14 protein-coding genes are annotated in these 21,550 nt (G+C 47.7%); 11 read left to right on the top strand and 3 right to left on the bottom strand.

Annotation, left to right across the window (positions count from 1 at the left end; genetic code table 11):
- Positions 1-192 precede the first annotated feature (192 nt).
- From SHEWMR4_RS13195 to SHEWMR4_RS13220, 6 genes are all read left to right on the top strand, one after another.
- Positions 193-2,388 carry an OmcA/MtrC family decaheme c-type cytochrome gene (locus tag SHEWMR4_RS13195; protein WP_011623261.1) on the top strand — a complete coding sequence of 732 codons (2,196 nt, stop codon included), beginning with the start codon at positions 193-195 and terminating at the stop codon, positions 2,386-2,388.
- A gap of 332 nt (positions 2,389-2,720) precedes the next feature.
- On the top strand, positions 2,721-4,688 hold the full coding sequence (locus tag SHEWMR4_RS13200) for an OmcA/MtrC family decaheme c-type cytochrome (protein WP_011623262.1): 1,968 nt from the start codon (positions 2,721-2,723) through the stop codon (positions 4,686-4,688).
- A 68-nt stretch (positions 4,689-4,756) separates the two neighbouring features.
- Positions 4,757-5,746 (top strand): decaheme c-type cytochrome MtrA, encoded by a 990-nt coding sequence (mtrA, locus tag SHEWMR4_RS13205; RefSeq protein ID WP_011623263.1) that lies wholly within the window; start codon positions 4,757-4,759, stop codon positions 5,744-5,746.
- A gap of 12 nt (positions 5,747-5,758) precedes the next feature.
- Positions 5,759-7,846 (top strand): MtrB/PioB family decaheme-associated outer membrane protein, encoded by a 2,088-nt coding sequence (locus SHEWMR4_RS13210; RefSeq protein ID WP_011623264.1) that lies wholly within the window; start codon positions 5,759-5,761, stop codon positions 7,844-7,846.
- Between the two features lie 219 nt (positions 7,847-8,065).
- Complete coding sequence (locus tag SHEWMR4_RS13215; RefSeq protein WP_011623265.1) at positions 8,066-8,689, top strand: hypothetical protein; 624 nt, start codon at positions 8,066-8,068, stop codon at positions 8,687-8,689.
- On the top strand, positions 8,689-9,411 hold the full coding sequence (locus SHEWMR4_RS13220; RefSeq protein ID WP_011623266.1) for a uracil-DNA glycosylase family protein: 723 nt from the start codon (positions 8,689-8,691) through the stop codon (positions 9,409-9,411). Before SHEWMR4_RS13215 ends, SHEWMR4_RS13220 begins: the two co-directional genes overlap by 1 nt.
- Before the next feature lie 128 nt (positions 9,412-9,539).
- Here the strand turns inward: SHEWMR4_RS13220 and SHEWMR4_RS13225 are convergent, their stop codons facing one another.
- Positions 9,540-11,042 (bottom strand): M4 family metallopeptidase, encoded by a 1,503-nt coding sequence (locus tag SHEWMR4_RS13225; protein ID WP_011623267.1) that lies wholly within the window; start codon positions 11,040-11,042, stop codon positions 9,540-9,542.
- 231 nt (positions 11,043-11,273) lie between these two features.
- Here SHEWMR4_RS13225 and SHEWMR4_RS13230 point away from each other — a divergent pair, with 231 nt between their 5' ends.
- From SHEWMR4_RS13230 to panP, 5 genes are all read left to right on the top strand, one after another.
- Complete coding sequence (locus tag SHEWMR4_RS13230) at positions 11,274-12,506, top strand: sugar diacid recognition domain-containing protein (protein WP_011623268.1); 1,233 nt, start codon at positions 11,274-11,276, stop codon at positions 12,504-12,506.
- Positions 12,507-12,743: 237 nt separating this feature from the next.
- Complete coding sequence (locus SHEWMR4_RS13235; RefSeq protein WP_011623269.1) at positions 12,744-13,742, top strand: catalase family peroxidase; 999 nt, start codon at positions 12,744-12,746, stop codon at positions 13,740-13,742.
- 266 nt (positions 13,743-14,008) lie between these two features.
- Entirely contained in the window at positions 14,009-15,367 is a 1,359-nt protein-coding gene (locus SHEWMR4_RS13240) for a GntP family permease (RefSeq protein WP_011623270.1), read from the top strand.
- A gap of 58 nt (positions 15,368-15,425) precedes the next feature.
- Positions 15,426-16,571, top strand: coding sequence for a glycerate kinase (locus SHEWMR4_RS13245; protein ID WP_011623271.1), 1,146 nt, complete (start codon positions 15,426-15,428; stop codon positions 16,569-16,571).
- A 254-nt stretch (positions 16,572-16,825) separates the two neighbouring features.
- Positions 16,826-18,475, top strand: coding sequence for a pyridoxal-dependent aspartate 1-decarboxylase PanP (panP, locus tag SHEWMR4_RS13250; RefSeq protein WP_011623272.1), 1,650 nt, complete (start codon positions 16,826-16,828; stop codon positions 18,473-18,475).
- A 20-nt stretch (positions 18,476-18,495) separates the two neighbouring features.
- Here panP and SHEWMR4_RS13255 read toward each other — a convergent pair whose 3' ends face one another.
- Complete coding sequence (locus tag SHEWMR4_RS13255) at positions 18,496-18,753, bottom strand: hypothetical protein (protein ID WP_041408804.1); 258 nt, start codon at positions 18,751-18,753, stop codon at positions 18,496-18,498.
- Between the two features lie 184 nt (positions 18,754-18,937).
- The gene (locus tag SHEWMR4_RS13260) at positions 18,938-21,547 is read right to left on the bottom strand and encodes a S8 family peptidase (RefSeq protein ID WP_011623273.1); all 2,610 of its coding nucleotides are present in this window, start codon (positions 21,545-21,547) and stop codon (positions 18,938-18,940) included.
- Positions 21,548-21,550: the final 3 nt, after the last annotated feature.

A 21,550-nucleotide genomic window follows, 5' to 3' on the forward strand; every position in this document is an offset into this window, starting at 1 on the left:
CTATGCAGTCATCTACCCCTAAAGAAATAGTCAGATCTCAATCACATTACCCGCTTAAAGTGACTGATAAATACCAATGACTTAGTTAGCCTTACAGGTGGGATCTAATTCCACACATTAAATGCGGTTAATGAGATTTATTCTTATTTGCTAAGCGCTTAATGATGATTAAAACTATTGCAGGGAAATATCATGATGAAACGGTTCAATTTCAATACCGCAACAAAAGCGATGTTGGGTGCCGGTTTACTTTCACTTCTTCTCACTGGTTGTGGTGGCAGTGATGGTAAAGATGGTGAAGACGGTAAACCAGGCGTTGTTGGTGTTAATATCGACTCAACCTCAACGTTAAAAGCGAAATTCACAAATGCCACTGTTGATGCTGGTAAAGTCACCGTTGATTTTACATTGGAAAATGCCAATGGTGTGGCCGTACTCGGCTTAACGAAAGATCACGATTTACGATTCGGTATTGCTCAGCTCACCCATGTGACTGAAGCAACGGACGATCCAGCTAAACCAGCGGATCGCGGCTATCAATGGCAAGCCTATATCAATGCCAAAACTGAACCTGGTGCTATTCCATCGGGCGTCGATAACCTTAAACCTTCTACTCAATATAAAGCTAACGTTGAAGCGGCAAGTAAATGCGACACATGCTTAGTTGACCACGGTGACGGTAGCTATAGCTACACCTATCAGGCCAACATTGCCAATGTAACTGAGCCACTCACAGTCACTTACAGTGCCGACGCGACTCAACGCGCCACAATGGAGCTTAAGCTACCACAACTTGCAGCAAATGCGCATTTTGATTGGCAACCTTCGACTGGTAAAACTGAAGGCATCCAAACTCGCAATGTCGTTTCTATTCAAGCCTGTTACACCTGTCACCAACCAGAAAGCTTAAAGCTGCATGGTGGTCGTCGTATTGATCTTGAAAACTGTGCCTCTTGCCATACTGCAACTTCTGGCGACTCAGAATCAGGCAATAGCATAGAATTTAGTTATATGATCCATGCTATCCACAAAGGAGCTGAGCGTCATACCTTCGATGAGACAGGCGCTGAAGTTCCAGCACCTTACAAGATTATTGATTACCGTGGTGCATTACACGACTACGGCAAAGTAACTTTCCCATTAAAACCTGCCGCGGACTGTTCAGCATGTCACGTTGAAGGTGCGGGAGCGCCTGCGAATGCCGACCTATTCAAAGCCGATTTAAGCAATCAAGCTTGTATTGGTTGTCACACCGAAAAACCATCTTCTCACCACAGCAGCACTAATTGTATGTCTTGCCACAATGCCACCGAGCCTTACGGCGGTACTGGCAGCGCGGCTAAGCGCCATGGTGACGTACTGAAAGCCTATTCTGATACTCAAGCAATGGGCATCAAGTTCAGCAATGTGGGTGTGAATGACACAGGTAAGATTACCTTTGATGTTCAAGTCGTTGATAAAGATGGCAACGCTATCGATAAAACATTTGTAAACCAAAGTTCACGTGTAGTTGTGGCATGGGATTCTGATAAAGATTACCCAAGCTATGCAGATGCCTCCTACAGCAACCGTCGTATCGCGCTGAGCGAAGGCACCTACAATGAAGCAACCAAAACCTATTCCATAACTGGCACTAAGTTCAATCTGCCAGCGGATGTTAACGGTAAAACCTTTGAACTCTGGTCAGCATTAGAAGTGTGTTTCAATAATGGTGGTTACGGTGTTGCCGAGGTAATTCTAACTAATTGTGCAGACGATACCGTACGTAAAGTGCCAGTGAAAGAAGCCCCTTACCACTTTGTCTGGAAAGACAATGGTGTAGATAGCGCAGCGTCTCCAGCTAGCCGTCGTCCTATTGTTGACACTTCAAATTGTCAAGGCTGTCACAATCAGCAAGTTCTGCATTACGATAACGGCGTGAACTGCCAGACTTGTCATACCCCAGACAAGGCGCTTAAAGAGACGGTTCGAAATTCAGGTAAGTTTGATCAAGCAACCAGCTTTGCTTGGAAAGCCCATGAAGCAGAAGGTCACTACCTGAAATATGCTGGCGTTCAATCAGGCACTGTTCTTAAGAGCGATTGTGCAACTTGCCACGTCGAAAAAAGCGGTGTCGTCACAGGTATTGAACTTGGCCGCGCTCCTGAGCGCACATGGATTTATCCAAACTCAACAACCTATGATAAAGCGGGTGTTTGGGTATCTTCAGATGCGGGAGCATGTTTAAGCTGTCACCAGAAGTATCTGTCTGATGCGGCTAAGTCTCACATTGAAGCTAACGGCGGTATCTTAGATGGTACCAGTTCAGCTGATGTTCAAACCCGTGCCTCTGAAAGCTGCGCAACTTGCCATACTCCAGCGCAATTAATGAAAGCACACGGTAACTAAATAAACCACCTCTTTAGCGATTAAAGAGACAGGACAAAAAGAGAGAGGTAACCCCTCTCTCTTTTTTATTTTTTATCTCACAATCCGCCGTTTTTTTGATCTAAATTTGTTTTTCCCCTGTGGTTTAACTACCTCTTTAGAAATAGAAAGATCCAAGTCACACATTAGCAAAGGCCTTGAAGATTTTAGGGGCATGTTAGGTTAGCCTTTCCTTGGGGAATTCTATTTCCAGCATCCACTTAAGTCGCCTTCGAGACCAAAGCACAGACAAAGAATCTGTCGGGCGAAGAAGACAAGCGCTTAAGTAATGCCAAACCTATGCAGGGAAAAAAATGATGAACGCACAAAAATCAAAAATCGCACTACTGCTCGCAGCAAGTGTTGTCACTGTGGCCTTAACCGGCTGTGGTGGAAGTGATGGTAACGATGGTAAACCCGGTGAACCCGGTGGAGAACCCGCTGGTTCCATCCACAAGTTAAACCTTGATATTACTAAAGTAAACTATGAAAATGGCTCACCTGTGGTCACTGTTTTCGCCACAAACGAAGACGACCTTCCAATTGTTGGTCTTACTAATTTAGAAATCAAAAAAGCACTGCAATTAATACCTCAAGGGGCGACTGGCCCTGGTAATAGTGCTAACTGGCAAGGGCTAGGCTCATCGAAAAACTATGTTGATAATAAAAACGGTAGTTATACCTTTAAATTCGACACATTCGATAGCAATAAGGTCTTTAATGCGCAATTAACGCAACGTTTTAACGTCGTGTCTGCAGCCGGAAAATTACCAGACGGAACTTCGGTCCCCGTAGCCGAAATGGTTGAAGATTTCGACGGCCAAGGTAATGCTCCTCTATACACTAAAAATATTGTCAGCCATGAAGTCTGTACAACTTGCCACGTGGAAGGCGAAAAGATTTATCACCAAGCGACTGAAGTCGAAACGTGTATTTCTTGCCATACGCAAGAATTTGCGGATGGTCGCGGTAAACCCCATGTCGCCTTTAGTCACTTAATTCATAATGTGCACAACGCCAACAAAGCGTGGGGCAAAAATAATAAAGTTCCAGAAGTTGCACAACATATAGTCCAAGATAATTGCCAAGTCTGTCACGTAGAATCTGACATGCTCACCGAGGCAAAAAACTGGTCACGTATTCCAACAATGGAAGTTTGCTCTAGCTGTCACGTAGACATCGATTTTGCTGCAGGCAAAGGCCACTCTCAGCAGTTAGATAACTCTAACTGTATCGCTTGTCACAACAGCAATTGGACTGCCGAGTTACACACAGGCAAAACCGCTGAGAAGAAAGCTGTTATGGCTCAGTTAGGTATGTCTGCAACGCTTGCGGGTCAAGAAGACAATACTGCGGTATTAACTGTGACTGTCTTTGACAAAGACGGTAATGCCATCGATGCAGCAAGCGTACAAGATAAGATCAAACGTTTAGAAACGATCACTAACGTCGGTCCTAACTTCCCGATCATGGGCTATAACCCAAGCCCAGTAACTGGCTACAAGAAAGTGGCTAAAGATCTGGTGAAAGATGGTGCACTGCAAGATGGTGTGACCTTAGTTGACGGTAAACTGGTATTTACTACTCCTGCACTGCCATTTGGTGCTGGCGATACTGATACCGCCTTTACCTTTATCGGTCTGGAAATGTGTAACACTGGCACCACGCTGACGGCTTGTACTGCAGATAGCACAACCACCAGCATGAAAGCCGACTTAGTCTTCGGTACTAAATCAAGTAATGCACCCAGCATGCGCCATGTGAACTCAGTGAACTTCAGCGCTTGTCAAAACTGTCACAGCGAAACCTTTGAAATCCATAAAGGTTACCATGCGGGCTTTGTGATGACTGAGCAGGTTTCACACTCGAAAGATGCCAGCGATAAACCTATTGTGGGTGTTGATGCCTGTGTGACTTGCCATACACCTGAGGGTGCTGGTTATTCAGGCACTGGTATGGCATTAGAAATCCGTGCGCATAAAACACATGCTGAAAAAGCCAATGGTCTTATTGGTGACAACTGTACCCAATGTCACAACGACTTCAACTTAGATGCATTTAAAGTCAAAGGTGCCATGGAGTTTAACAAAGGCAGCTACACCACCCCAATCACGGCAACTTGTACTTCATGCCACGCGCCAGAATCTATTGGCCACGGCTTAGAAAATATGGGCGCGATTGTGAACGGTGATTATACTCAAGCCAACCAAGCGGCACAGTCAGAAACCTGTTTCTACTGCCATACCCCAACAGTTGCAGATCACACTCAAGTGAAAATGTAATTTGCCCAAGCAGGGGGAGTTCGCTCCCCCTTTCTTGAATTTTGTTGGGACAAATTGGGAAGCCTATTATGAAGAACAGCCACAAAATGAAAAACCTACTGCCGGCATTGATGATGTCTGCAGTCATGGCATTTGCCATCGCACCGAGTGCTCACGCCTCCAAGTGGGATGAAAAAATGACGCCAGAGCAAGTCGAAGCGACCTTAGATAAGAAGTTTGCCGAAGGCAACTACTCACCTAAAGGTGCCGACTCTTGCTTGATGTGCCACAAGAAATCCGAAAAAGTGATGGACCTTTTCAAAGGCGTCCACGGCGCTATTGACTCCACTAAGAGCCCAATGGCTGGCCTACAATGTGAGGCTTGCCACGGACCTATGGGTCAACACAACAAGGGCGGCAACGAGCCGATGATCACTTTTGGTAAGCAATCGACCTTAAGTGCCGACAAGCAAAACAGCGTATGTATGAGCTGTCACCAAGACGATAAGCGTATGTCTTGGAATGGCGGTCACCATGACAATGCCGATGTTGCTTGTGCCTCGTGCCACCAAGTACACGTCGCGAAAGACCCAGTGTTATCTAAAAACACTGAGATGGACGTCTGTACAAGCTGCCACACTAAGCAAAAAGCGGATATGAATAAACGCTCAAGTCACCCACTCAAATGGGCACAAATGACCTGTAGCGACTGTCACAATCCCCATGGGAGCATGACAGATTCTGACCTGAACAAGCCAAGCATTAACGAAACTTGTTATTCCTGTCACGCCGAGAAGCGCGGCCCAAAACTCTGGGAGCATGCACCCGTCACTGAAAACTGTGTCACTTGTCATAATCCCCATGGCAGCGTGAACGATGCCATGCTGAAAACCCGTGCGCCGCAGCTGTGTCAGCAATGTCACGCCAGCGATGGCCACGCCAGCAATGCCTACTTAGGTAACACTGGTTTAGGTTCAAATGTCGGTGACAATGCCTTTACGGGTGGAAGAAGCTGCTTAAATTGCCATAGTCAGGTCCATGGTTCTAACCATCCATCTGGCAAGCTATTACAGCGCTAAGGAGACGAGAAGATGAAATTCAAACTCAATTTGATCACTCTAGCGTTATTAGCCAACACCAGCTTAGCCGTAGCTGCCGATGGTTATGGCCTCGCCAATGCCAATACCGACAAAGTGAAACTCTCAGCATGGAGCTGTAAAGGCTGCGTGGTTGAAACGGGCGTATCTGGCACTGTCGGTGTCGGCGTAGGTTACAATGGCGAAGAGGACATTCGCTCTGCCAATGCCTTTGGTTCTAAAAACGAAGTTGCGGGCAAGTTCGATGCAGACCTTGCTTACCGTGGTGAAAAAGGTTACCGCGCCAGTGTTGAAGCCTATCAACTGGGAATGGACGGCGGACGTTTAGATGTGAATGCGGGCAAACAAGGCCAGTACAATATCAATCTGAACTACCGCCAAATTGCCACCTACGATAGCAATAGTGCCCTCTCGCCCTATTCTGGTATCGGCGGCAATAACTTAACCTTGCCCGATAACTGGGTCACCGCAGGTTCGAGCAGCCAAATGCCACTGTTGATGGACAGCCTCAACAGCCTCGAGTTATCACTGAAACGTGAACGCGCAGGCCTTGGGTTCGAATATCAGGGTGAATCGCTGTGGAGCACCTATGTGAACTACATGCGTGAAGAAAAAACCGGTTTAAAACAAACCTCTGGTAGCTTCTTCAACCAATCTATGATGTTGGCAGAACCCGTGGATTACACCACTGACACCATAGAAGCGGGCGTGAAACTTAAAGGCGATCGTTGGTTCACAGCGCTCAGTTACAATGGTTCAATTTTCAAAAATGAATACAACCAGCTGAACTTTGACAGTGCCTTCAACCCCACCTTTGGTGCGCAAACGACTGGTGCCATTGCACTCGATCCCGATAACCAGTCACACACTGTGTCGCTGATGGGTCAGTATAACGACGGCAGTAACTCACTGTCTGGCCGTATTTTAACCGGACAAATGAGCCAAGATCAGTCACTGGTGACCTCTGGCTACGGTTATCAACTGCCAACGGATGCGGTAGACGCCAAAGTCGATCTGCTGGGCATGAACCTCAAAGTCGTGAGCAAGGTCAGCAACTCCCTTCGCTTGACGGGTAGTTACGATTATTACGATCGTGACAACAATACCCCAATCGAAGAGTGGACTCAGATCAGCATCAACAATGTCAGTGGTAAAGTGGCCTATAACACCCCTTACGATAACCGCACACAGCGCTTTAAAGTGGCGGCGGATTATCGTATTACCCACGGCATTAAGCTCGATGGTGGTTATGACTTCAAGCGTGACGAACGTGAGTATCAAGACCGTGAAAGCACAGATGAGAACACCGTTTGGGCCCGTTTGCGCGTCAATAGCTTCGACATGTGGGACATGTGGGTAAAAGGCAGTTACGGCAACCGTGACGGCTCACAATACCAAGCGTCTGAATGGACGTCTTCTGAAACCAACAGCCTGTTACGTAAGTACAACCTGGCTGACCGTGACAGAACCCAAATCGAAGCACGCATCACCCATACGCCACTCGAAAGCCTGACCATAGACTTCGGTGCCCGTTATGCGCTGGATGATTATACCGATACTGTGATTGGCTTAACTGAGTCAAAAGACACCAGTTACGATGCCAATATCAGCTATATGATCACCGCTGACTTACTGGCAACGGCCTTCTACAACCACCAAACCATAGAATCAGAACAAGCGGGTAGCAGCAATTACAGCACCCCAACCTGGACTGGCTTTATTGAAGACAAAGTGGATGTGGTTGGCGCAGGCATCAGCTACAACAATCTGCTGGAGAACAAGTTACGCCTAGGTCTGGATTACACTTACTCAGACTCCGACAGTAACACTCAAGTCAGACAAGGTATCACCGGCGACTATGGCGACTATTTTGCCAAAGTCCATAACATTAACTTATACGCTCAATATCAAGCGACCGAGAAACTCGCGCTACGCTTCGATTACAAAATTGAGAACTATAAGGACAATGACGCCGCTAACGATATCGCCGTTGATGGCATTTGGAACGTCGTAGGCTTTGGCAGCAACAGCCATGACTACACCGCACAAATGCTGATGCTGAGCATGAGTTACAAGCTCTAATCTGCGTTTATTGATAATCAAAAGCCCGCTCTGCGGGCTTTTTTATTACCAACTAACACTCACCGCGCTTTAGATACGGGTCCAGTCTATTCCAGCTACCAAAATCTTGAATAAGATCAGACTCTGAGGCAAAACTTACGCCGAAGGTGAGGTATTCCTTGAGTTTACTGGCACTTTAGCGGATGTTAATTCGGTGCGTTTACTATCATTGGATCTTAGATGTCGTCCTTCACTTGTTGCTTGTGGCGTTTGTGGCGTTTATCGCCTCTGCCCGCCTCGATAGGCTTAAGTTTGCTCGCTACCCCTGCCATGGCATTCGATTCCAGCGGTGGCACGGCGAGTTTATTTATCATCGTCGGACTGGGTGGATTTACCCTTATCAACGCATTGATGCAGGGGCTGTTCTTTTTTGCGGGTCAGTATCGTAATCCTCTCTTTGCCAAACGCCACGTGCTGACCGCACTGATAGTGCCTCTGCTCGCCTTTGCCTTAACCCTTTATGATCACCGTGCTTGGAGTGACTTTGCACTCAATCTCGGCATGATCATTGTCGGCGTTGGACTGGTTTTATTACCGCTGCAGTTACGCCAACTTAATCAGCCCAGCAACCAACACGCGAACTGGCTGCTCAGTCTTGGTGCCCTATTCGTCTTAGGCATCAGTTATCTACTGCCGCCCTGCGCCCTGTTTGCGATTATCTTGGGCCATATTGCATTAGCTTCCCATGCCGAGGCTCCGACTAAAGCCTTGGGCGCCAAGTTATTGAGTTACCTTGTATTAGTCGCCTCCTATGCGCTCTTTGGGTATTGGCTCTACCATCTATTGAGCAAACTTGGGGCTTGATGATGACAGACATGTCGCACCCAGCTATCGAGCCAAACGGCTCAGCCGAGCTCAGTATATTGCTCAAACAAATCCGCGCTTGCCAACTGTGTCAGGGCGAATTGCCCCTACCAGCAAAACCCATCTTACAAGCCAGTAGCCAAGCACGGATCTTAATCGCTGGCCAAGCCCCCGGCGTAAAAACCCACCATAAGGGCATCCCCTTCGACGATGCCAGTGGCGAGCGGCTGCGCGCTTGGCTTAATGTCAGTCGGGAACAATTTTATGACCCCGCACTGTTTGCCATAGTGCCGATGGGATTTTGTTTTCCGGGAACCATTGAACGCAATGGAAAAAAGCAGGGTGATAAACCGCCACGCCCCGAGTGCGCCGCAACTTGGCATGCGAAGTTATTGGCCTTGATGCCACAGATAGAATTAGTGCTGGTTCTTGGCCAATATGCCATTGATTACCATCTACCGCGCACACGGGCCATAGATACCACAGACGAAGCGTTAAGCTCTCAAGCGATAGTGGTATCCACTCCTCAAACGAACAAGAAGATCACAGTGACCCAAGCCATTGAGCAATGGTCGTTATATTGGCCTAGGCTGATGGTCATGCCCCACCCTAGCCCGCGCAACAATCTTTGGCTAAAACAGCATCCCGAGTTTGAGCGCGAACAGCTCCCCACACTTCAAGCGCGTATCGCAGGCCTGCTGGCAAGTTCTAAGCCTATGTAAACCCTAATCAAATCCCAATAAAAAGCCCCATTAAGGGGCTTTCGGAAACTAGAACTCAAAAACTGGAGCTTAGAAAGGTTTAGTCGAGCGACCTAAGCGTCCCTCAAAACACTGCACGGCTCTCAATATCATTGGCAACTCACGCCCACCACGGCAAATGCCGCAGCCACATCCGCCACAGGATAGGCAGAACCATTGGCACTCGCCGCCTGCTGCACGCCACAGGCCGCTTGGTTAAAGGTCGAGGTTGGTGTCCAATACAGCTGGTTCGCTAACACAAACACATCGAACGCCTTGCGAGTATTCCAACCATTCTTGGTAGCCAGAGTGTAAAAAGCTTTGTTAAACACCCCTGAGGAATAATGCACATCCATGGAACTAGTGTAATTGGCAGCATTGTCGATTGAGCGGCCATCCTTAGGCGGATTATCCATATAACGCAGTGCACCACTGCCTTTAACTATGTCGTAGCCCACTTTCCAGTCGTTACTGCCACGCATGTAGAACTCGGCCGCCTCACCGGCAATATCCGAAAACGCTTCATTGATACCGCCGGACTGGCCGCTGTAATTTAAGCCCGAGTTCTGCTCGGTAAAGCCGTGGCTCACTTCATGGGCGGAAACGTCCAAACTCACGAGGGGATAGAAGTAACTCGCACCATCACCGAAGGACATAGCCGAGCCGTCCCAGAAGGCATTTTCATAGTTACGGCCATAATGCACCCGCATCTCCAACTGGAAACTTAATGGTTTGGTGTTATACCATTCCTTATACATATTAAAAATAACACCACCGAAATAGTGGGCATCATTTAAAGGCGAATAAGCACCATTGACCATCTGATAAGTATTCTCGGGACAAGTAAAGGTGAACACAGAACCTCGACGAGTCGAGTTCGCCATGTTCACGGTTTTCACATTGGCGTTGGTCATAGTACATGTACCATTAGACTCACTCACCTTAAGTTTACCGTAAGCATCGCCGTAGTAGTAACCACCGATTTTGGTATTGCCGCCAGGACCCGTTGCATCAAAAGGAGTGCTGCTACCACCTGAACCGCCTCCACCACCGCCGGGTTTACCCACGTTATTCTTGGCGGTCATGATCTCATTCCAGTGCTCAAGCACCTCGCCGGTTTGCGCATCGACAAAACCTGTCGGCCGAGATAACGCATCGGTTTGATCGCTTAAGTAAGACACCCGATACACTAACCTCGGGTTATCCTCGGTCATCAAGATCACCAGTTGCACATCCTTTTTACCGGTTGCCGCCGAACCTGGATATAACCGATTCAACGCCGCAATCGCCTGCCCTTGAGAAATCCCTGCCGCTACCGAAAAATCATCCGCAATTTGTGCCACATCCCCCATGGCACTTTGTTCTGTATCATCCGTGCTCACAACCAGATGATGGCCATACACCAGCACACCATCGAAATACTGCAACGCTTTCGTTTTGCTTTGACCTTTATTGAGCGTTACCGTTTTGACCTCTTTAAAGCTGTGTTTTTGGCTCAACCCTGCCGCTGCCGAGAGGGATTGCCCGTGATTAACGTTGAACTCAGCGGCCTGCGCCTGAAGGCTTGCCGCAACGCACATACTGAGTACAGAAGGTAAGAGATAGACTTTCATCGTGATATCCTTCGCCCTGTCCACAAAGGGACAAATGACACTTAAGGGAACAAAATACCGCCATAACCTTTCCCCAACTCAATTGTTAAAAATAGGTTAACAAGAGTTAGGTTCAATTCTCAGTATAGAAGATAAAAAAACACCTGCCCTTTTCTGTCGTTTGCCTTTACCCTTATGGCGTCGCCGTTTAGGCGAACCTCTGTATCAATCCTTTGAAAATTAAGGTGAGTTATGTACGTTTTGGATCAACACATCGCTAAACAAATTGTGAGTCGCACCATGAAAATCATTGGGCACAATATCAATGTGATGAATGGTCAGGGCGTGATCTTAGGTTCCGGCGATCCCAAACGTATTGGCTCGACCCACGAGGGTGCGCTGCTCGCTATCGCCCAAAACCGCAATGTGGAACTGAGTGAAGAAGTGGCCTCTGGTTTACATGGTGTCAAACCCGGCATCAACTTACCCTTGCATTATCAAGGGCAAATTATTGGTGTGATTGGTATTACTGGCGATCCAGCCGAGTTAACCCACTACGGTGAGCTGCTAAAAATGACCGCCGAAATGATTGTCGAACAAGCCAACCAGCAGGATCAGCTGCAGTGGGAAAATCGTCAGCGTGAAGAATTTATTTTGCAGTTGATTAAGGCGCAAACCGATGACGATGAGCAATTGCATCGCTGGGCCAAGCAACTCGACATCGATATCAATTTGCCGCGAGTGGCCGCCATAATTGAAGTCAGTGAAAAACAATCCACGCCAACCCAGCAAAAATCCGCTGCGTTTACTTCATTAGCTCAGAGCGAGCAAAGCGCGGACGAGCGTAATCCCAGAGTCAGCGAAATCCTCAAGCAAGTGCTGCATTTACTGCAAAATCCCGATCGCGGCAACTTAATTGCCATGACCTCGATGTCGCAACTGGTGATCTTAAAACCGGCCTTTTTGGATGGTAAACAGTGGGATCCTGAGCTTGAAAACCAGCGTATCGATAAACTGCTGCAGCGTTTACCGGCGCAGATGGATTTAAATTTTAAAATCGCTCTTGGACATTTTTTCCCTGAAAAAGGCGGCATTGCACGCTCCTACCAAACCGCGCAGGAAACCTTGAACTTAGGCAAGCAGCTTAACCCCGAGGGCACTAAATACCTGTTTGAAGACTACTCCTTGCAAGTGCTGTTATCTGGGCTCAAGCATGATTGGCGTGGTCAAGCGCTGGCCAGCCCCTACCAACAATTAGCCAAGGCCGATAAAAATGGTCAGCTACGCAAAACCCTAGCCGCCTATATCACTCACTTTGGTGATGCACAGCAATGCGCCAATGCGCTGTTTATTCACCGAAATACCCTAAGATATCGGTTAGATAAAATTCAGCAACTCACCAAGAGTGACATCCATTCCCTCCACGGATTGTTAAGCCTTTATCTTGGCCAGTTGATAGATACCTCAAATTACCGACTCGAGTAGTGCCCCATATCACCGCTAGCCTAAAACTCAACATCAGCAAGCGTTAACTCAATGAATAAATTGAAATTAGCCAAGATATTTCATTCATACAAGCTCAGGCATAATCCAGCAGTCTTGGCTTAGTTTTGCCGTCCTCTGGCCAGATATTCACAAAATGAGTGAAAGATAATTTCGCCTCGTCCTTTCCTATCAATGCACAAGACACCCATACGGTTAAATTGTTAAGGAAGGAAATCCATGCAGCTATATCATGCCAAACTCAGCTCACTCGCCACTGCGTGCCTAATGGTCGGCTCAGTGTTTGTCGCCCCACTTGCCAGCGCGGCGGAGCGTACCATTCCAGAGTTAGTGGATGCAGTAAACGGTACGCCAGATGCGGCGAGTCGCGAGGCGGGTAAAAAAGTTAAACTGCGTAATCATACAAAAGGGTTTTGTACCTCGGGTTACTTTGCCCCCAATCCCCAATTGCACGATTCACTCAACATTCCCTTTTTTAATCAAAATCCCATCAAAGTGACCGCTCGTTTTTCCCTCGGCGGCACTAACCCTAAGTTGTCCGATAAAACCCCGGGGCGCTTTATGTCATTAAAAATCGATGGCGAGCGGGAAAACCTCAACTTTGTGACCACCAATGTGCCGATGTTTTTTGCCAGTAACCTAGAGGACTTTTATCTGTTCCAAACCAAGAGCAAGCAAGGCGCCGAAGGTAAGCAATGGCTTATCGATAATAAGCCCGACGCCAAAGCCTTTTTCGACTATCTCAAACAATTGCCGCCGAGTCCGAGTTTTGCCAATAGCCAGTACTTTGGGGTGAACAGTTTTCTGTTTACCGACAAGCAAAATAACAGCATTGCGGGTAAATGGATTTTTGAACCCGTAGCGGGCACGCAAGCCCTTACCCAGCAAGCGTTGGCACAGCTCAATGATGACTTTCTCAAGCCTGAGTTGCTCAATAGAATTCAGTCTCAACCTGCCAAGTGGGATCTGTATATTCAGTTAGCGGAACAAGGCGATGAGATTAATAACCCGACAGTGCTTTGGCCCGAAAACCGTCCGCGCATTCTCGTCGGGCAAGTGGTGATTGATGGCAAGCGCGACAGCGATCCTCAAGTGCAACAATGTGATAGAAGCATCTTTAACCCTCTGCTCCTGCCCAAAGGCATAGCAGCGTCGGACGACCCCATCCTCAATGCCCGCACCGCGGCATATGTCGAGTCCTTTATCCGTCGTCAATAAGCGCTACTCGCGGCTCGCGTTGCTTCAACAATATTCTTAGCATTACATTCGAATTCACGGCCCTTATTTTGTGCACACGCACAAAATAAGGGCCAGTTCTGCCCGTAATTCCGTCGATTTACCCAAAGCTATTCAATTGACAGTGTTCAATAATAGGCTGACCTTAAAGCAGCTTTTATTTGGACTTGGGATCAAATAAAGGCTGCGCCCTACAAAAACAGCCAAAACCACTTAAGAACTTCAGCCAAGACTGAACGGGAAAACATATGAACTTAGTGCTCATCCTCATTGGCGTGATTGCATTTATTGTTATCGCGACCTCAAAATTTAAGCTCCATCCGTTTTTAACCTTAATTCTGGCCGCCTTTATCGCCGCCTTCGCCTACGGTTTACCGAGTGGCGATATTGCCAAAACCATCACCACAGGCTTTGGTAATATCCTCGGCTATATCGGTCTGGTGATCGTGTTAGGTACCATTATCGGTATCATCCTCGAAAAGAGCGGCGCCGCCATTACCATGGCGGACGTGGTGATCAAAGTCTTGGGTAAACGCTTCCCAACACTCACTATGTCCATCATCGGTTATTTAGTGTCGATTCCGGTGTTTTGTGACTCGGGTTTCGTCATTTTAAACTCGCTTAAACAATCCATGGCCAACCGCATGAAGGTCTCGAGCGTGTCCATGAGCGTGGCGTTAGCCACAGGTCTGTATGCCACTCACACCTTTGTACCGCCAACACCAGGCCCTATCGCCGCGGCAGGTAACTTAGGGCTAGAGTCCAACTTAGGCCTAGTGATTGGTGTCGGCTTATTTGTTGCTGCCGTTGCCGCACTTGCGGGGATGTTATGGGCGAACCGTTTTGCCAGTGTTGAACCCGATGGCGAAGGCGCAGAAGAACTAAAAGCTCAGGCAGCTGATTTTGAAGCCTTAAAACAAAGCTATGGCACACTCCCTAGCCCATTAAAGGCCTTTGCACCGATTTTTGTGCCTATCCTGTTAATTTGCTTAGGCTCTATCGCCAACTTCCCGTCTGCACCACTGGGCAAAGAAGGCCTATTCAGCCTGTTAGTCTTCCTTGGCCAACCCGTTAACGCCCTGCTTATCGGTCTGTTCCTGTCACTGCTGCTATTGAAAAGCGATAACAAGATTGCCGAATTTAGCGAACGTATCAGCCAAGGTTTAGTTGCAGCTGCACCGATTATTTTGATCACCGGTGCCGGTGGTGCCTTCGGTGCAGTGTTAAAAGCCACACCTATCGGCGACTACCTAGGTAGCTCACTGTCGGCGCTAGGGGTGGGTATTTTTATGCCCTTTATCGTCGCCGCCGCACTGAAATCGGCGCAAGGTTCATCCACCGTCGCCCTAGTGGCAACCTCGGCCTTAGTCGCGCCTATGCTGGGCGATATTGGTCTTGGCAGTGATATGGGCCGAGTGTTAACCGTAATGGCGATTGGTGCCGGCGCCATGACAGTCTCCCACGCCAACGACAGCTTCTTCTGGGTCGTGACTCAATTTAGCCGCATGAGCGTTAAACAAGCCTATAAAGCACAAACCATGGCGACCCTTATCCAAGGCGTTACCGCAATGCTGACCGTGTATGTACTAAGCTTAGTGCTGCTCTAAGCCGCACTTTTCTCATCCTTGGGCGCATCCGTGCGCCCAAAAAGCTGTAGGATTTTGAATGAAGATAGTTATCGCCCCCGATTCCTTTAAAGAGAGCTTAAGCGCACTTGATGTGGCTAATGCGATCGAACAAGGCTTAACACAAGTGATCCCAGACTGTGAGATTGTCAAAATCCCCGTCGCCGATGGCGGCGAAGGCACTGTGCAATCTATGGTCGATGCCACTGGCGGCAGCATTGTCAATTTAGAGGTCATGGGGCCACTCGGCCATAAAGTCAAAGCCCATTACGGCATTTTAGGCCAGCAAGCCAAAGGCACGATTGCGGTGATTGAAATGGCCTCCGCCTCGGGTTTACACCATGTACCAAGGGATCAGCGTAACCCGCTGCTCACCACCAGTTATGGTACGGGCGAGCTGATTTGTGATGCGCTCAATCGCGGGATAAAACACATTATTTTAGGCTTGGGCGGCAGTGCAACCAACGATGGCGGCGCAGGTATGGCCCAAGCGCTGGATATTTTACTGCTAGATAAACAAGGTAAAACCTTAAGTGCAGGTGGCGCTGCGCTCTCTCAACTTGCCAGTATCGATATAAGCCACGCCCATCCACTACTGAAAGAATGTACCTTTGAAGTGGCCTGCGATGTCGATAATCCGCTGTGTGGCGAGCGTGGCGCTTCTGCCATATTCGGCCCGCAAAAAGGCGCAACACCCGAGATGGTGAGTACCTTAGACGCAGCACTAAGTCACTATGCCGATGTGATTGCCCAAAGCGGCGTCACCGATCACCGTAACCAAGCTGGCGCGGGCGCAGCAGGCGGAATGGGACTTGGCGTGATGGCCTTTTTAGGCGCCGAGCTTAAACCCGGTGTTGAGATTGTGATGCAAACAGTGGGACTGGCAGACAAAATTCGCGGCGCGGATCTTGTCATCACCGGCGAAGGCCGAATCGATGGCCAGACCATATTTGGCAAAACCCCGATGGGCGTATTAAAGCAAGCGCAGCTGCAAAATATTCCGACTATCGGGATTGCGGGTTGCCTTGGCGACAATGCTAATGCCGTACTCGAGCAAGGTATGGCGGCGATTTTTCCCATCATTCCACACTTAAGTCCACTGGACGATGTGCTGGCGAACGCCAAAACGAATCTGACCAATACCGCCCGTAATATTGGCGCCGTCTTGATGCTGGGCAAGCGCTAACTTTACCTTAGCGTACTGATAGCGTTTAGATAGCCTAACAACACACACCCAAGGCGCTATTCATAGCGCCTTTGTTTATTCTATGACCCAAGCACAGACTTAGGCGGTGTTTTAGTGCTTGATGCCTAAAAGGCCTTGCAGTAAAGTGAGCTCCCTTTTTGGTAATCCGTAAACGGGTTTAAGCGCCATGTATTTGGTTATACTCTTAATCACCTTTGCGGTTTCACTATAAGAATTAATAGACGGCAAGCCCCATGACCCAAAAACTCCCTCGCCAAGCCACCGCGTCTGAAGACAGTTTGATGCGAATTTTCACTGTGCCCGAAGATGCGGAATCCACCTTAAGCATTATCGAGCAGAAGCTTTCCGAGGACTTAGCGGGCTTTTTGGGTGACAGCATTGCCGCGCTAGAAAAGCCGCTTTCCGAAATCGAAACCGATTTTCAAGCCTTTGAAATTCCAAGCCAGCCGCGTTTTGTCTCCGACTACACCGACGAAATCATGCAAAACCTCGTGGCGCATTCGGTGCATACGGCGGCCCCCAGTTTTATCGGCCATATGACCTCGGCACTGCCCTATTTCGTGTTGCCACTGTCGAAAATGATGGTGGGGCTGAATCAAAACTTGGTCAAAATCGAAACCTCCAAAGCCTTTACGCCGCTTGAGCGCCAAGTGCTCGGCATGATGCACCATTTGATTTACGCTCAAAACGATGATTTTTATCGTAATTGGATGCACAGCGCCAACCATTCCCTCGGCGCATTTTGCTCCGGCGGCACTGTGGCTAACATCACCGCCCTGTGGATTGCCCGCAACCAATTACTCAAGGCCGATGGCGACTTTAAAGGCGTGACCCGCGAAGGCTTAATCAAGGCGCTGCGCCACTATGGCTTCGATGATTTAGCGATTCTGGTCTCCGAGCGCGGCCACTACTCCTTAGGTAAGGCCGTCGATCTGCTCGGTATCGGTCGCGACAATATCATCAGCATCCCTACCGATGGCAATAACAAAGTCGACGTTGCCAAAATGCGCGAAGTCGCCGCCGAACTGGCAAATAAACGCATTAAAGTCATGGCGATTGTTGGGGTGGCTGGCACCACCGAGACGGGCAATATCGACCCTCTGCGCGAACTTGCCGCCTTAGCAAGTGAGCTAAACTGCCACTTCCATGTGGATGCGGCTTGGGGCGGCGCAAGCTTATTATCCAATAAATACCGTCACTTACTCGATGGTATTGAACTCGCTGATTCAGTCACCATCGATGCCCATAAGCAAATGTATGTCCCCATGGGCGCGGGCATGGTGTTATTTAAAAATCCTGAGTTTGCCCATGCGATTGCCCACCACGCCGAATATATTCTGCGCCGAGGTTCCAAGGATTTAGGCAGCCAAACGCTCGAAGGCTCACGCCCCGGCATGGCGATGTTAGTGCACGCCTGTTTGCAGATTATCGGCCGCGATGGTTACGAAATCCTGATCAATAACAGCCTTGAAAAAGCGCGTTATTTTGCCGAGCAAATCGACGCACACCCGGACTTTGAACTAGTCACCGCACCAGAGCTGTGCCTGCTCACCTATCGTTATGTGCCTTCGAATGTGCAGGCGGCCATGCAACTGGCGATTGAACAAGGCGATAAGACCAAACTCGCTCGCTATAATGAGCTGCTCGATGGTCTAACCCAATTTATTCAAAAACACCAACGCGAACAGGGTAAATCCTTTGTCTCGCGCACCCGAATTCAACCCGCGCGCTACTTTAGACAACCCACAGTGGTGTTTCGCGTGGTATTAGCTAATCCGTTGACTAGCCATGAGATCCTTAATCAAGTGCTTATCGAGCAAGGTGAAATTGCCGCATTAGATAAAGAGTTTTTACCTGCGCTATTAGCCATGGTCAATGAATAGCGAGTGATTTAGCGTAAGCTTTAAATCTCATTTAAATACAGAGTGTTAATCAAAAACAGCCGCAAATATTTGCGGCTGTTTTGGTTTGCAGAGCTGGGATGAAGGAAGGTTAAGTTAAAACCAAGCAATTCTGATCTCGTTGCGGATACGCCGAATTCCATTGCTTCCGTGACACGCCGTAAAGCCATCCATGGCGGCTCTGCGATGATATCCATATCATCGAAGGTCACGTCCACAATCGAATTCGGCTTAGCAAATCTCGGTGTAATCTGCGGCATTAAGAAGACAAATAGCGCTATTAAACAGCTGCGATGTTGAGCACATTAGGGATCTGGAAACCAAGGGGTGGAATCCAGATTTTGCTCAAAAAAACAAACCTACCTATATAAATCAATACATTAAGGAAGTATGCTGAGTTGTCAGGACATAAGGTCGCTAAATCTGCTTCATTTTTATCGAGTTCTAAGTAGTCGGCACTTGTGCTCTAGTTCTGGCTCTTTCTTGTTCTCGAATTTGTTCCTCGATTACTTCTTGAATCTCTTGGTACAACTGTATATCAACACCTTCAGCAACCTCTAGAGTAATTGCCAAGCTATACTGAACAGGCTCTATAATCTTAGCCGCGTTTTCCTTGCAGTTAACTTTTATCTCAAGCATTCGGTCTTCAGTGATAACCGCTAGCTCCTCACCTTCAAAAACCTCATGCTGTAATGTCCCCCGACGAACCTGCATCCAATCAGCGGAGCATGAGCTCCTAGAAGTAAGATGCTTGTTGTCTCCTTCCACCGTGAACCATAATGCACTATCTCTGTACTTCATGTGAGTTGGACAAGGTTTAGCAAACCAAGATAATGTAACTGTCAGGCGACGCCAAATATCTGCACCACCGAGACCTTCAGGGATAGGTAGTTTGTATACATGAGCTTCATCATTATCTAAGCTGCCATAACCAAGAATAGTAGCTCTAGTATCTAGGCAGAACTTAGCCCTATTTACATCAGGTTTTCCATAACCAATGTTTCTTGTAATAACATTTTTTAGTGACGTAGCATCAGGGTTCCCTAAGCAGTTTGAGATTCGATCATACATTGCTCCCCATGACGCTCCGTGGGTGATAAGAGATTTAAGAAGGAGCGGCGAATACTGTTCGAACTCACCAACTTTATTGCTCTCTTCAAACAAGTTTTCAAGAACATCGCAAACTTCTGCGCAACCTCTTGATATCAGAGCTGCAGAGTTACTTGTTCCCCGAATATAAACTCGATGATTAAATGCTGATGCATGTGGATGAGCGACTTTTTGCCCTGGGGCAGCATAGTTGCTTACAGCAGTTAAATTTGAGTGGCCGATAGCTTCATTGTAAAGCATTCGACCACCTGGCATAGAGATATCAGGCTTAACAGATCTTGCATAACCGTTACCTTGACCAGAATAGGCTGCAGGCATTTCTTCACTATATATATTGTAAAGCCCTACACGCAGCACAGGGGATGACTCATCAGAGTGAAGAGAGCCGACTGTTATTGCATTTACACTCTCTGCAGGCGATAAGAGCTTTCTAGCCCAAGTGTCATTCTGTACTGCTTTAAAGAACTCAACAGCTTTTACATCTTCAGTGAACTGATGGAATGTACTTCCCAATTGTTGAACAGTCACTGCTTTCGGATGGTTCCCTGCGCTTACTACGAACAACACATTATATTTAGAGCTCAACCAATCAAGCAGTCGAGCAAAAGGACTCATTTTGCCATCAAAGTGGATATTGGGATCGCCGATTGAAAGATTAATAACTTTTATGGATGGTGCCACAGGCAATTCAGCTCCATCACCTTCAAAAATACGCTTAACAGCTCTATGAATTATATCCAGTGGAAGCTCATCGTCCGGCAAAGCTTCTGCATTATTAAAGGTATGTGGATCAGGCTTCATCACTGGCCTTACATATAAAGGAGTAGATAGCTTACTTCCACCATCAGTAAGGTCTCCATTAACTATAAGGGAAGCCATTGCGGTACCATGCACCCGATTTTGAGCAGGATAGCCCGCCTCAAAATTGTCTGGGTCATCAATTATTAAGCTACCACGCAGATCAGAATGGTTAGAAAGAGGTAATCCATCAAACAGAGCTACTCGAGGAGCTCTTTCAAACTCTGGAGGAGTTAAGTCATGAGCACTATCCGTTTCTTCCCCGACTGCAACTGACTCATCATTATTCCATAGAGGCTCCACAGACATTTGTCCCAGCGGTCGGAACAGCATGATTTGATCGCAGCGCACAAGTGAAACTTCGTCTTGATTTAGAATTAGGTCTACTTGACGTGCTGGCAACTCTATCAGCAGAGATTGATAGTGGATATCGGGAAGACAGCAAGCCGAAATAATTTGCCCGCCCAACGCTTGAGTTAATTGAGATATCCTCTCTTCTGCAATATTTCGCTTGCTTTCATTCGTTCTAAACCATAATTCTGCTTCAAATCGAACTGGCTGGTCGGGTTCGAACTCTAAGCGTTCTTGCCAATATTCAAGAATACCTGTATTTCTGAGTCTATCTTGAGTATCCCAATAACGAATGTCTTTTAGTAGACGGAATAAATCTCTGAACTTTGCCCAACCTCGCATGAACTGCATGTTCGGGTTTTGACCGTAGTTACGCCAAAGAGACAAAAGCTCATTAATCGCTCGTCTATCTGATAGCATCAGTATGACTTGACCATTCAGAGGTTTAGCTCTGTCGCTCCCTGCACTGTAAAAATCATCGTCAGGTTCTAGTCCTCTCAGCTCATGCTCACCGAGCCACTCCAGACCTTCGATCTTTTTTATAGCTTTAAAAAAATCAGACACACTACCATATGTTTCAATAACTACGGAGTATTCAGGATCGACTCCGGGGGAATCTCGTTGAACTTCAACTCGGCGATTTTCTAATGCTAATTCTAAGCGTGAAAACTTAGGACCTAACCTTTGAGCTTGGCGAGTAACGGATGGATGATTTGGAGTCCCTCCTCCACCATTTCGACTTGATGGGCTAGACGTATCAGGAGCAGGAAATAGAAGTAAGGGACGGCGGCTCATTAA

The organism is Shewanella sp. MR-4, assembly GCF_000014685.1.
In the GTDB taxonomy this organism is placed as follows: Bacteria; Pseudomonadota; Gammaproteobacteria; order Enterobacterales; family Shewanellaceae; genus Shewanella.